This is a genomic window from Thiobacillus sp. (genome assembly GCF_013693775.1).
GTDB lineage: Bacteria > Pseudomonadota > Gammaproteobacteria > Burkholderiales > Thiobacillaceae > Thiobacillus.
On the sequence record NZ_CP059257.1, the window covers coordinates 3,123,511 to 3,136,204 of the forward strand.

At 64.0% G+C, this 12,694-nt stretch carries 14 protein-coding genes; 11 read left to right on the top strand and 3 right to left on the bottom strand.

The features are described 5' to 3' along the window. Positions 1 to 44 precede the first annotated feature (44 nt). Both nrdR and glyA read right to left on the bottom strand, forming a co-directional pair. A complete protein-coding gene (gene nrdR / locus HZY77_RS15440) occupies positions 45 to 527 on the bottom strand; it encodes a transcriptional regulator NrdR (protein ID WP_296816675.1) in 483 nt (160 codons plus the stop codon). 84 nt (positions 528 to 611) lie between these two features. After that, positions 612 to 1,856 (bottom strand): serine hydroxymethyltransferase, encoded by a 1,245-nt coding sequence (gene glyA / locus HZY77_RS15445; RefSeq protein WP_296816678.1) that lies wholly within the window; start codon positions 1,854 to 1,856, stop codon positions 612 to 614. A gap of 93 nt (positions 1,857 to 1,949) precedes the next feature. On the opposite strand from glyA, the gene HZY77_RS15450 reads away from it, so the two are divergent. Together HZY77_RS15450 and coq7 are read left to right on the top strand one after the other, a co-directional pair. Beyond that, a complete protein-coding gene (locus HZY77_RS15450; protein ID WP_296816680.1) occupies positions 1,950 to 3,038 on the top strand; it encodes an ABC transporter substrate-binding protein in 1,089 nt (362 codons plus the stop codon). 115 nt (positions 3,039 to 3,153) lie between these two features. Further along, on the top strand, positions 3,154 to 3,777 hold the full coding sequence (gene coq7 / locus HZY77_RS15455; protein ID WP_296634710.1) for a 2-polyprenyl-3-methyl-6-methoxy-1,4-benzoquinone monooxygenase: 624 nt from the start codon (positions 3,154 to 3,156) through the stop codon (positions 3,775 to 3,777). A gap of 73 nt (positions 3,778 to 3,850) precedes the next feature. Here the strand turns inward: coq7 and HZY77_RS15460 are convergent, their stop codons facing one another. Then, entirely contained in the window at positions 3,851 to 5,008 is a 1,158-nt protein-coding gene (locus HZY77_RS15460; protein WP_296816683.1) for a hypothetical protein, read from the bottom strand. A gap of 407 nt (positions 5,009 to 5,415) precedes the next feature. Here HZY77_RS15460 and glpK point away from each other — a divergent pair, with 407 nt between their 5' ends. From glpK to HZY77_RS15505, 9 genes are all read left to right on the top strand, one after another. Then, positions 5,416 to 6,933, top strand: a complete 1,518-nt coding sequence (gene glpK / locus HZY77_RS15465) for a glycerol kinase GlpK (protein WP_296816686.1) — start codon at positions 5,416 to 5,418, stop codon at positions 6,931 to 6,933. Further along, positions 6,920 to 8,500: a glycerol-3-phosphate dehydrogenase/oxidase gene (locus HZY77_RS15470; RefSeq protein WP_296816690.1), complete on the top strand. Its 1,581-nt coding sequence runs from the start codon at positions 6,920 to 6,922 to the stop codon at positions 8,498 to 8,500. The genes glpK and HZY77_RS15470 overlap by 14 nt, the downstream gene beginning before the upstream one ends. A 25-nt stretch (positions 8,501 to 8,525) precedes the next feature. After that, positions 8,526 to 8,726 carry a hypothetical protein gene (locus tag HZY77_RS15475; RefSeq protein WP_296816693.1) on the top strand — a complete coding sequence of 67 codons (201 nt, stop codon included), beginning with the start codon at positions 8,526 to 8,528 and terminating at the stop codon, positions 8,724 to 8,726. 110 nt (positions 8,727 to 8,836) lie between these two features. Then, entirely contained in the window at positions 8,837 to 9,577 is a 741-nt protein-coding gene (locus tag HZY77_RS15480) for a Mut7-C RNAse domain-containing protein (RefSeq protein WP_296816696.1), read from the top strand. A 47-nt stretch (positions 9,578 to 9,624) separates the two neighbouring features. Further along, the gene (locus HZY77_RS15485; RefSeq protein WP_296816699.1) at positions 9,625 to 10,101 is read left to right on the top strand and encodes a cytochrome c; all 477 of its coding nucleotides are present in this window, start codon (positions 9,625 to 9,627) and stop codon (positions 10,099 to 10,101) included. Positions 10,102 to 10,183: 82 nt separating this feature from the next. Further along, positions 10,184 to 10,579 carry a DUF302 domain-containing protein gene (locus HZY77_RS15490; RefSeq protein ID WP_296656050.1) on the top strand — a complete coding sequence of 132 codons (396 nt, stop codon included), beginning with the start codon at positions 10,184 to 10,186 and terminating at the stop codon, positions 10,577 to 10,579. A gap of 151 nt (positions 10,580 to 10,730) precedes the next feature. Continuing rightward, positions 10,731 to 11,066: a PepSY domain-containing protein gene (locus HZY77_RS15495; protein WP_296816701.1), complete on the top strand. Its 336-nt coding sequence runs from the start codon at positions 10,731 to 10,733 to the stop codon at positions 11,064 to 11,066. A gap of 49 nt (positions 11,067 to 11,115) precedes the next feature. Next, on the top strand, positions 11,116 to 11,901 hold the full coding sequence (locus HZY77_RS15500) for a hypothetical protein (RefSeq protein WP_296816703.1): 786 nt from the start codon (positions 11,116 to 11,118) through the stop codon (positions 11,899 to 11,901). Further along, the gene (locus tag HZY77_RS15505; RefSeq protein ID WP_296816706.1) at positions 11,898 to 12,656 is read left to right on the top strand and encodes a hypothetical protein; all 759 of its coding nucleotides are present in this window, start codon (positions 11,898 to 11,900) and stop codon (positions 12,654 to 12,656) included. Before HZY77_RS15500 ends, HZY77_RS15505 begins: the two co-directional genes overlap by 4 nt. Positions 12,657 to 12,694 lie beyond the last annotated feature (38 nt).

Sequence of the window (12,694 nt, forward strand, 5' to 3'; positions counted from 1 at the left end):
TGCAGATGATCGGCGGCGGAGTGGCGGTCGGCACGCACGGCAGACTATTCGAAGAGGTCGTCCACGCCTTGGGGCGGCGTGCGTTCCAGGTCCTGCAGCATCTCGCGGAAATCGTCCGGGTCCTGGAAGCTTTTGTACACCGAGGCGAAGCGGATGTAGGCGATCTTGTCGAGCTTCTTCAGTTCGCTCATCACAAGTTCGCCGACTTCGCGCGCGGGCACTTCGCGCTCGCCCAGCGTCAGCAGGCGCTGGCGAATGCGGTCGACCGCGGCGTCGGCCAGTTCGGTGGACACTGGGCGCTTGTGCAGCGCGCGGCGGAAACCTTCGCGCAGCTTGGTCTCGGAAAAGTCCTCGCGCGTGCCATTGGACTTGACGATCTGCGGCGGCCGCAGCTCGGCGGTCTCCCAGGTGGTGAAGCGCTTGTCGCACGCGGCGCAGCGGCGGCGGCGGCGAATCGCATCCCNCGCCTCATTGACGCGGGAGTCGATGACCTGGGTGTCGAGAGAGCCGCAGAAGGGACACTTCATTTTTGGTGAGCGGTGAGCGGTGAGCGGTAAGCGGTAAGTGGCGAGCGGTGACGGGTTTTCCGCTCACCGCTTCCTGCTCACCGTTCACCCATACACCGGATACTTCGCCGTCAGCTTCGCCACTTCACCCTTCACCCGCTCGATCACCGCTTCATCATTCGGCGCTTCCAGCACGTCGGCGATCAGGTTCGCCAGTTGCTCGGCTTCGAGTTCCTTGAAGCCGCGTGTCGTCATCGCCGGGGTGCCGATTCGGATGCCGCTGGTGACGAAGGGCTTCTGCGGATCGTTGGGGATGGAGTTCTTGTTGACCGTGATGTGGGCGCGGCCCAGCAGCGCCTCGGCTTCCTTGCCGGTGAGGTTCTTGCTGCGCAGATCGACCAGAAAAACGTGGCTCTCGGTGCGGCCGGAGATGATGCGCAGGCCGCGCTCGACCAGCACCTTGCACATGACCAGCGCGTTGTCGATGACTTGCTCCTGGTAGTGCTTGAATTCCTTGGTCGACGCTTCCTTGAAGGCGGTGGCCTTGCCGGCGATGACGTGCATCAGCGGGCCGCCCTGCAGACCGGGGAAGATCGCAGAGTTGATTGCCTTCTCGTGCTCGGCCTTCATCAGGATGATGCCGCCGCGCGGGCCGCGCAGGGTCTTGTGGGTGGTCGAGGTCACGACGTCGGCATGCGGCACCGGGTTCGGGTACACGCCCGCGGCGATCAGGCCGGCGTAGTGCGCCATATCAACCATAAATACCGCGCCGATCTCCTTGGCGATCTTGGCGAAGCGCTCGAAGTCGATGCGCAGCGCGTAGGCCGAGGCGCCGGCGATGATCAGCTTCGGCTTGTGTTCGCGCGCCAGCGCTTCCATCTTCTCGTAGTCGATCTCTTCCTTCTCATTCAAGCCATAGGCGACCACGTTGAACCACTTGCCCGACATGTTGAGCGCCATGCCGTGGGTGAGGTGGCCGCCTTCTGCGAGGCTCATGCCCATGATGGTGTCGCCGGGCTTGAGGAAGGCCATGAACACCGCCTGGTTGGCCTGCGAGCCGGAGTTGGGCTGCACGTTGGCAGCCTCGGCGCCGAACAGCGCCTTGACGCGGTCGATCGCCAGCTGCTCCACGATGTCGACGTATTCGCAGCCGCCGTAGTAGCGCTTGCCGGGGTAACCCTCGGCGTACTTGTTGGTGAGCTGCGAGCCTTGCGCTTCCATCACCGCCGGGCTGGTGTAGTTTTCCGACGCGATCAGTTCGATGTGGTCATGCTGGCGCTGGTCTTCTTTCTGGATCGCGGCCCACAGGTCGGGATCGGTCTTGGCGAGGGTATCTTGGCGGTTGAACATGGATGGCAGTCGGGCAGGGCTTGAAAGACCGCGATTTTAACACGCAGCGGTTTCGCGGCGGCTCGTATAATCGGCCAAAACCGGAGAGGATTCATGCAAAGACGAGACTTTCTGGCGGGCGCCGGCGTAGCCGCCGTGCTGCCGCTGTCTGCCGCACAGGCAGCGCCTGCCGAAGGGACGCAGCTACCTTCGATTCGCTGGCGGCTGGCGTCGAGCTTCCCCAGNAGCCTGAACATCCTGTATGACACGGCGGAAACCCTGAGCAAACGCGTGGCCGCGCTCACCGGCGGCAAATTCCAGATCCGCGCGTTCGCTGGCGGCGAACTGGTGCCTGGCCTGCAGGTACTCGACGCGGTCGGCAATGGCACGGTCGAGTGCGGGCACTCGGCCGGCTATTACTACGTCGGCAAGAACATGGCGCTGGCCTTCGATTGCGCGGTGCCGTTCGGCCTCACCGCACGCCAGCAGAATGCCTGGATGTATGCCGGCGGCGGCATCGAGGCGATGCGCGCGCTTTACGCCAAGTACAACGTGGTGCAGTTCCCCGGCGGCAACACCGGCACCCAGATGGGCGGCTGGTTCCGCAAGGAGATCAAGTCGCTGGCCGATCTCAAGGGCCTGAAAATGCGCATCCCCGGCATCGGCGGCCAGATCATGGCGCGGCTCGGTGTGGTTCCGCAAACCCTGCCCGGCAGCGACATCTACCCCGCGCTCGAACGCGGCGCGATCGACGCCGCCGAATGGGTCGGCCCCTACGACGACGANAAGCTCGGCTTCCACCGGATCGCCAAGCACTATTACTACCCTGGCTGGTGGGAAGGNGAGGCGCAGCTCTCCTTNTACGTCAACCAGGCTGCGTGGCACGCCTTGCCCGAATCGTATCGCCAGGCCTTCGAAGTGGCCGCCGCCGAGGCCAACCAGCTGATGCTTGCGCGATACGATACCCAGAACCCGCCCGCGCTGCTGCGCCTGGTGGGGCAGGGCGTCAAGCTGCACGCCTATCCCAAGGACGTGATGCTCGCCGCCCGCCGTGCCAGCTTCCAGATGTATGAGGAAGAGGCCCGGACCAACCCTGACTTTGCCGCGATCTACCGTGCATGGAAGCAGTTCCGCGACACCGAGTTCCAGTGGTTCAAGGTTGCGGAAGCGGCGTATGCCAACTTCAATTACTTTGTAAAATGACGCCGGTGCTCACCCCAGGCACCGTTCGCCCTGATCGTGAGCCCTTCGACTTTGCTCAGGAGGGCCTTGTCGAACGATCGAAGGGCATGCCCGTCAGAGAGAAAACCGAGGTACCATGAACAAACTCGACCAACTCATCACCACCTTCGACCTCGGCCTGCGCACCGTCTTCGCCAGCCCTCATGCCGGCCGTCCCTATCCCGGCGCCGGACCGGAAGCCGAACTGAGCGAAGCGGAAAAAGCCCAGGCCGCCGCGCTCATGCGGGTCAACCATGTCGGCGAAGTCTGCGCCCAGGCACTGTATGCCGGCCAGGCGCTCACCGCCAAGAATGAAAAAGTACGCGCCGAACTCGAACAGGCCGCGCGCGAGGAGACCGACCACCTCGCCTGGTGCGAGACGCGCATCAACGAACTCGGCGGCCGCAAGAGCCTGCTGAATCCGCTGTGGTTCGGCGGCGCCTTTGGAATGGGCGTCGTCGCCGGCCTGCTCGGCGACAAATGGAACCTCGGCTTCCTCGCCGAAACCGAGCGCCAGGTCGAGGCGCATCTCGACGGCCACCTGCAGAAGCTGCCGGAAGCCGACGCGAAGAGCCGCGCGGTGGTCGAGCAGATGAAGGTCGACGAAGCCCAGCATGCGCAGACCGCGGTCGACCATGGCGGCGCGCCCTTGCCGTTGCCGGTGAAGCAGGCAATGCGCTTCGCCGCCAACGTGATGCGGCAGACGGCGAGCCGGGTTTAGTGTCGCGGGAATAACGGCCACTTGGTGTGCTTAACGCCTGCGATAAACTGGTTGGCCGGAGGCAAAGTTAGGTTTACTTTGTATGCGCCCACGCGCAGATTGAATGTTGTGCAATGCCTAAGAGCAGCTCGTAATTTGGAAGCAGCCTCTCAATCACATTTTTTCCATCGAAGTCGTGGATCTCTTGAAAGAACCGATTGAATGAGGTTGGCTCCCGATGAGGTGGCTGCTCCCCTCTGTGTATAAAGCATGATCGGTGCGTGTACGAATCTGCAAGAATTTCCCGTATATGCTCCGCAGGTAGGTCAGTTGGATACTTTTCAAACCAATGCCGTCCTACAACATGCTCCATGTCGTGAGATGGGGTGAGTTCCTTGACGTAGTCGGCCATGTCTTGATATGGGTGGGCAACTATTTCCTCCCAACTTTCAACCGGAGCGAACGTTTTGATGAACTCAATGTATCGCTCTTGGAGATATTGATTCTGACCTCTTAGCTCGCGGTACGCCGCGAGTAACTCTTCGAATGCGTGATCCCCACTCGCTTTCTGTTTCCATGTTTGTTCAGAGGGGTGCGTCTTTCTTACGTAATCTCTTTTTACTGCCAGCTGGGCAATGGACTCGATGGCTGACACGAGCAACAGATATGCAAGGCCAAAGTCATCTCTCTTGTTCAGTAACGAGAGATGCACGAGCCGAATCGCTTGCATCAGGACTACATATGTCTTGTAAGGAACGGAGTGCAATCGGGTGATTAGTGAAGAAATTGTTGTCTCGTATTTATTTCGTCTCGCGGTTGAGAGCGTCGAGTGAACGCAACCTGGGCCGGCAACAAGAACGGGGTATAGCAGTGCGAGTTGGAGAAGATCGTTTTCCCGGAGCTCTTGACGTCTACAGAGGTAGTCGTCTCTCGTTGATTTGCAGAGCTTCCCCGTTGCGAAGGAGACAATGGAGGCAAGCGCAATTCCGTACAGATGTGAGTTGTGACGCCCAACCCAGTCGGGGTTGTCTACGTGACAGATGAACGCTGAAAAAGCACCCGGCAAGTGAACCCGCACTGATGGATGGATTGTGCAGTGAGGTAATTGCCATGGTTCGGGAAGCTCGAAGCTGGTAAGAAGGTAAGAGCAGGCCTTTCCCTCAATAAATGGAATCTGCCCAGTCTCATATCGCCGGAACGCATCAATGCACTCATCAAACAAGACGTGGTCTGCTGTTACGGCTCGAGACATTTTGGCTCCATGCATAACTAAATCGGGTAGCTTCGACTCGTTCTAACAGGCACAAGGCTGGGCTAAAAGGGGCAGCTTCGATTTGTATTTATCGCGCTCCGCATAATGGTCTCCCGCGAAGCTGCCCTTGGCTTTGGAATTAGCCATTGTCTTGTTTTAGTCAGCTTCGTCTCAAGCACGCGCACGAGGCCGAAGTGCAACGGCATTATGCCGGGAGTGTGCAGTTTTTCAGTGTCGATCACGCCGCCAGCGCGTGCGACCGGGGCAGCGAAAATCCTGCGTGCTAGGATGGCATCAGCTTGCCGTTGTCGCAAAAAGCGCCGGACCGATCCCGCTAACCTGAAGCGCGGCTAGCACGCCACGAACGGGCGCCTGATTGCAATGGGGGCCTACAACCGGAGATGAACATGCAATACGTGCTCGCGCTCGACCAGGGCACCACGAGTTCCCGTGCGATCGTGTTCGATCACGCAGGCCAGATCCAGTCCATCGCGCAAAAGGAGTTCCGGCAGATCTTTCCGCAGCCGGGCTGGGTCGAGCACGACCCCAGCGAGATCTGGTCGACGCAGCTCGGCGTCGCCGCCGAAGCCGTCACGCAGGCCGGCCTGTCGGGGCGCGACATCGCGGCCATCGGCATCACCAACCAGCGCGAGACCACGGTGGTGTGGGACCGGCGCACCGGGCAACCGGTGTACAACGCCATCGTGTGGCAGGACCGGCGCACCGCGGGCCTGTGCGACGAGCTGCGCGCGGCGGGGCACGAAGCGCTGTTCCAGCGCAAGACGGGGCTGGTGCTCGACGCCTACCTGGCGGGCACCAAGCTGCGCTGGATCCTCGACAACGTGCCCGACGCGCGGCGCCGGGCCGAGGCGGGCGAACTGGCGTTCGGCACCATCGACAGCTGGCTGCTGTGGAAGCTCAGCGACGGCGCGCTGCACGTCACCGACGCGACCAACGCCTCGCGCACGTTGCTGTTCGACATCGCACAGCAGCAATGGGACGACGAACTGCTGGACCACATGCGGGTGCCGCGCGCCGTCCTGCCGGAGGTGCGCGACTCCAGCACCGTGTACGGCCACACGACCTGCCTGCCGGGCGGGCAGCGCATCCCCGTCGCGGGCGTGGCCGGCGACCAGCACGCCGCCCTGTTCGGCCAGGCCTGCACGCAGCGCGGCATGGTGAAGAATACCTACGGCACGGGCTGCTTCATGCTGATGAACACCGGCGACACGCCCGTCCCGTCGACCCATCGCCTGCTCACCACCACGGCGTGGCGCCTCGCTGGGCGGGCGAGCTACGCGCTCGAAGGCAGCGTCTTCATCGCCGGCGCGGTGGTGCAATGGCTGCGCGACGGGCTCGGCATCATCCGCAGCGCATCCGAGGTGGAAAAACTCGCCGCGAGCGTGCCGGACAACGGCGGGGTGTATCTGGTGCCCGCCTTCGTCGGCCTCGGCGCGCCGCACTGGGATCCGTACGCGCGCGGTTCCATCCACGGCATCACGCGCGGCACCACGGCGGGCCACCTGGCGCGCGCGGCGCTGGAATCGATCGCCTATCAGGTGAGCGACCTCATCACGGCGATGCAAGCTGATTCCGGTCTCGCTCTTGGCGAACTGCGGGTGGATGGCGGCGCCACCGCCAACAACGCGCTCATGCAGTTCCAGGCCGACCTGCTGGGGGTGCCGGTGCTGCGCCCGAAGGTGACCGAAACGACGGCGCTGGGGGCGGCCTATCTGGCCGGCCTGGCGGTGGGCTACTGGAGCAGCCTCGACGAGATCGCCGCGCAGTGGCAGGTCGAGCGCGTGTTCGAGCCGGCCCTGTCGCGTGACCAGGTCGCCGGACTGCGCGCCGGCTGGGCGCGCGCGGTGGAGCGTTCCAAGGGATGGGTCGAGCCAGAGACAGGACCGGGCCATGAACCGGGATGAAGCGATCGCGCGCCTCACGGACCGGCGCACNCCCTGGGACATGGTCGTGATCGGCGGCGGCGCCACCGGACTCGGCATCGCGCTCGACGCCGCCACGCGCGGCTATGACACGCTGCTGCTGGAGCGCGACGACTTCGCCCAGGCCACATCGAGCCGCAGCACCAAGCTGTTGCACGGCGGCGTACGCTACCTGCGCCAGGGCAACCTCAAGCTGGTCATGGGCGCGCTGCGCGAACGCACCCGCGTGCTGGCCAATGCCCCGCATCTGTCGAGCGAGCAGTCCTTCGTCATCCCCACCTACAAGCGCGGCGAAAGCCTCTACTACGGCTTCGGCCTGGGGCTCTACGAGCGGCTGGCCGGGCGTGCCAGCCTGGGACGCTCGCAGCGGCTCAGCGCAGCCGAGACCCGGCGCGAACTGCCCACGCTGCGCGCGGAGCATCTGCGCGGCGGCGTGCGGTACCACGACGGCCAGTTCGACGACGCGCGCCTCGCGGTCTGTCTCGCGCAAAGCGCCTGGGACCATGGCGCCACGCTCGCGAACTACTGCGAGGTGGTGGCGCTGCTGCGGTCGGACGGAGTGGGCACGGCCGTCAGGGGCGTGGTGGTGCGCGACCGCGAAACCGGAACCGAGCATGAGGTCCCGGCGCGCGTGGTGGTCAACGCCACCGGCGTGTTCTGCGATTCGATCCGCCGCATGGCCGACCCAGGCGCCGCCGCCTGGGTGGCGCCCAGCCAGGGCGCGCACATCGTGTTGGACCGGCGCTTTCTGCCCGGCCGCAATGCGCTCATGGTTCCGAAGACCGACGACGGCCGCGTGCTGTTCATCATTCCCTGGCAGAACCGCTTGCTGGTCGGCACCACCGACGTGCCGGTCGAGGACGCCGCGGCCGAACCGCGTGCGCAGCCCGCAGAGATCGATTTTCTGCTTGAACACGCCGGGCGCTACCTGCAGGACGCACCGCGCCGGGAGGATGTGCTGAGCGTGTTCGCCGGATTGCGCCCGCTGGTACGCGCCGGCAGCGGGCGCAGCACCTCTACGCTGGCGCGCGACCATCTGCTGCGCGAGGAATCGGGCCTCGTCAGCATCACCGGCGGCAAGTGGACGACCTATCGCGAGATGGCCGAGCAGGCCACCGATGCCGCTGCGCGTGTGGCGCAGCTGCCCGGCCGTCCCTGCCGCACCGCGGATCTGCCCCTGCACGGCGCTACCGCCGACTTCGCGCCGATGCCGCTACGCGCCTACGGCTCGGACGCCGGCGCCGTGCAGGCACTGGCGCAGNNGCGCGCGGAGTGGGCAGCGCCGCTGCATCCGCGGCTGCCCTACATCGGCGTCGAAGTGGAATGGGCGGCCCGTCACGACATGGCGCGCAGCGTGCAGGATGTGCTGGCACGGCGCACGCGCGCCCTGCTGCTCGACGCGCGCGCCAGTATCGAGGCTGCGCCCACCGTGGCGGCATTGATGGCCGGTGCCCTGGGACGCGACACGGCCTGGCAGGCGCGGGAAGTGGCGGCGTTTACGGCGTTCGCCCAGACTTATCTGGCAGGCGAGTCCGGGCTTGCAAGATAAGGCTAGGTTTTCTGCGCAAGCGCCTATGATCGGTCTGTGCCGTGCTGCCGTTGAGGCGGCACGGTTTTCTGAAGACCTTGCAAGGAGCATCATCATGGCAAAAGGCCAGTTACGCGGAAACAAGGAAGCCAAGAAACCCAAGAAGCCGAAACAGGTTGTGGTTCCGGTCGGATCGTTCATTACCGCACCCTCAAAAACAGGCAAGCCCATCAAAGTCCCGCACTGATCATCGATGGAACCGAAAAACGCCACCGCCAAGGTGGCGTTTTTGCATGGGGACGTCGCTCGAAGCGAGCGGGTTTTACGGGCAGCCGCAAAGGATGAAAATAGCGGCTTATGGTGAATGCCACCTTCCGCTTCCATGAGGAACTGAACGATTTCCTGGCGCCGGCCCGGCGCAGGCAAGCGTTCACCGTGCCGTGCGCGGAGGCGGCCACGACCAAACACATGATCGAGGCACTGGGCGTGCCGCACACCGAAGTGGAGCTGATTCTGGTGAACGGCGAATCGGTCGGCTTCGGCCGCCTGCTGCAGGACGGCGATTACGTGGCGGTGTATCCTCGCTTCGAGGCGATGGATGTGGCACCGCTTGTGCGGGTGCGCGAGCATCCCTTGCGTCATCCNCGTTTCGTCGCCGATGCGCATCTCGGCGGACTGGCCCGCATGCTGCGCATGCTGGGATTCGACACCTTGTACGACAACCACATCCACGACGACACCATCGTGGCGATATGCGAACAGGACGGCCGCATCGTGCTGACGCGCGATCGCGAGTTGTTGAAGCGCCGTGCGGTGACGCACGGATGCTACGTCCATGCGCTGAAACCAGAGGCGCAGTTGAAGGAAATCGTTGAACGACTCGACCTGGCGCGCAGCGCCCGGCCGTTCACCCTGTGCCTGCATTGCAACGTGCCGCTGCGTCCGGTCGACAAGGCCAGCGTGGTGGACCGGTTGCCGCCCAGGGTGCGGATGCATTACGACTGTTTCAGCATCTGTGACATGTGCGGCCGCGTGTACTGGGAAGGATCACACTGGCTGCATATGCGGCAGATGCTGGATGGCGTGCTGTCGCCATGAAACTTGAGCGATGCCGTTCGGTCCATCGTGAAATTGGAGGAGGGTCGATGAGTAATTTGAAGCTGCAAATCCTTGCATCCCTGCTGGCCGGGCTGGCGCTGACCGGCTGCGACGACGCACCCTCCAGTTCGCCCGGTGCGGCGGATGCGGAGGCCGCACCGCTCGATCGCAAGCTGGATGGCCCCCAGGTGGCGCGCGGCAAGGCGGTCTATGAAAAGCACTGCATGGAATGCCACGGTGTCGAGGGTAAGGGGCAGCCGGGCGACTGGCGCGTGCGCGATGCCGACGGCATGTTCCCGCCGCCGCCGCTGGATGACAGCGCGCACGCCTGGCACCACCCTACTGCAGCCCTGCTGGACGTGATCCGCGACGGCAGCCCGCAGGGGCAGGGCAAGATGCCGGCCTGGAAAGGCAAGCTCTCGGAGCAGGAGATGCAGGACGTGGTTGTCTACATCAAATCGCTGTGGTCCGATCCGGTGTACCGCTTATGGTGGAAGATGGAACAGCAATCGATGGAGCCGTGAAACTTGTTGGCGTTTCTGCCGTCAGGGGAGGACGGCAGGTAAAATACCAGCTATTCAAACCCTACCCATCTGGAGCAGCCCCATGAGCGAATACGGATTCGAAACCACCATCAGCGGTCCCTTCAACGCAGCCGTCGACAAGGTTACCGCCGCCCTCAAGACCGAAGGCTTCGGCGTGCTGACCGACATCGACGTACAGGCCACCATGAAGGCCAAGCTCAACGTCGATGGCCGTCCCTACCGCATCCTCGGCGCCTGCAACCCGCCGCTGGCGCACCAGGCCATCACCGCCGAACCCGACGTCGGCATGCTGCTGCCCTGCAACGTCGTCGTGCGCGAGGAAGCCGACGGCAAGGTGACGGTGTCTTTCCTCGACCCCGGCATCATGGTCAAGCTGGTGAGCAACACCGCAGTGCATGGCGTGGCGACCGAGGCCCGTGCGCGGCTGATGCGGGTGAAGGACAGCCTGGCGGCGTAAGCGCGCCCGGTGCAGGAATAAGCCCGCTTCGGCGGGCTTTTTCGTTTGTGCGTCGTGCCGCCACATTGTTGCATGAGCTAACTGTCGCCTAATTCTCGATCGCTATCTTGACCCTCACGCGAATGTTCGCGTGTTCCAAGGAGCGATCATCATGAAACGCAAAGCCTATCTGGCGGCGCTTGCCGCCTTCTCCACCGCAGCCGTGGTCGGCACCGCCGTCGCGGCCAAGTCCCCGGAAAACGACGCGCTGACGATTTCGAGCGCGGGAATCAGCCTCGTCCAGGCGGTCGGCGCCGCCGAACAGCATGTCGGCGGCAAGGCCTCGCGCGCCGAGTACGAGCGCCACAAGGGGCAGGGCGTGTTCGATGTCGAGGTCGTGAAGGGGGCCACGGTGATGGACGTGAAGGTGGACGCCGGAAACGGCAAGGTCATCGAGGCGACCGCCGATACTGCCGACCATGACGACGGCGGCGACCACGAAGACTGAACCTGGCCGGAGCCTGGCTCCGGCTTTTTGCATTTCCGGGAGCGTACACATGAACGACATGCCGGCGGCCGCAGGGCGGGACCTGCTCAACAAGGTGCCCGAGGCCATCCTGTTCTTCTGGATCATCAAGATCCTGGCCACGACGGTGGGCGAGACCGCCGCCGATTTCCTGAACTTCGATCTCAATTTCGGCCTGACCGGGACTTCCATCGTGATGGCCGGCCTGCTGGCGGTTTCGCTCGCTGCCCAGTTGCGTGCGAAGCGTTATGTGCCTTGGCTCTATTGGCTGACGGTCGTCCTGATCAGCGTCGTCGGCACCCTGATCACGGACAATCTGACCGACCACTTCGGCGTGCCGCTGGGGGTGACGACGGCTGCTTTCAGCCTGGCCCTGCTTGCTACGTTCGCGATCTGGTACGCGAGGGAGCGGACGCTGTCGATCCACAGCATCCGTACGCGCAGCCGGGAACTTTACTATTGGGCTGCCATACTGTTCACCTTTGCGCTGGGCACGGCAGCCGGGGACCTGTTCGCAGAGCGTCTGAATCTCGGCTATGCGCATTCGGCGCTGCTGTTCGGCGGGCTGATCGCGGTGGTGACGTTGGGCTACTACGCGTTCAGGGCCAACGCGGTGCTGGCGTTCTGGCTCGCCTACATCCTGACCCGGCCGCTGGGGGCCGCGTGCGGCGACTACCTGTCGCAGCCGGCGGCGAATGGAGGGCTGGGCCTGGGTACGGTGCAGACCAGCCTGCTGTTCCTGGCCGCCATTTCCGGCCTGGTGTTCTACCTTACCCTGACCCGCAGGGATTCGACCGAACAAAGGAGTGCGCAATGAACCTCACAACCGAAGAAGCCCTGAGCAAGGTTCCTGAAGTCACGCTCGTCTTCTGGATCATCAAGATCCTCGCGACCACGCTCGGCGAGACCGGAGGCGATGCGCTGTCCATGTCGATGAACCTCGGCTATCTGCTGAGCACCGGGATCTTCGCGGCCGTCTTCCTCGCCGCGGTGATCGTCCAGATTCGCGCCAGGCGGTTCCACCCTGCGATCTACTGGACCACGATCATCGCAACGACCACGGTCGGCACGACGCTTGCCGATTTCGCCGACCGCTCGCTCGGCATCGGCTACGCCGGCGGTACGACGCTGCTGTTCGGCCTGCTGATGGCGTCGCTGGCCCTCTGGTACCGCACGCTGGGATCCGTTTCGATCGACACCGTCGGATCGCCCAGGTCCGAATTGTTCTACTGGATGACGATCATGTTCTCGCAGACGCTCGGAACGGCTCTCGGCGACTGGACGGCCGACAGCGCCGGTCTCGGCTACGAAGGCGGCGCGCTCGTGTTCGGCGTGCTGCTGGCGCTGATCGCCGCGGCATACTACAGGACGAAGATTTCCCGCACCGTGCTGTTCTGGGCCGCGTTCATCCTGACGCGGCCGCTGGGCGCTGTGGTGGGCGATCTGCTGGACAAACCCTTGCACGCCGGCGGACTGGACCTGAGCCGCTTCGGCGCCTCGGCCGTGTTGCTGTCGGCGATCGTGGTGTTCATCGCGGCCTTCCGGCAACGGCCGGCCCGGCTGAGCCACTGAACGATGCGGGCAGACACGAAAGGCGAGCATGCGCATCC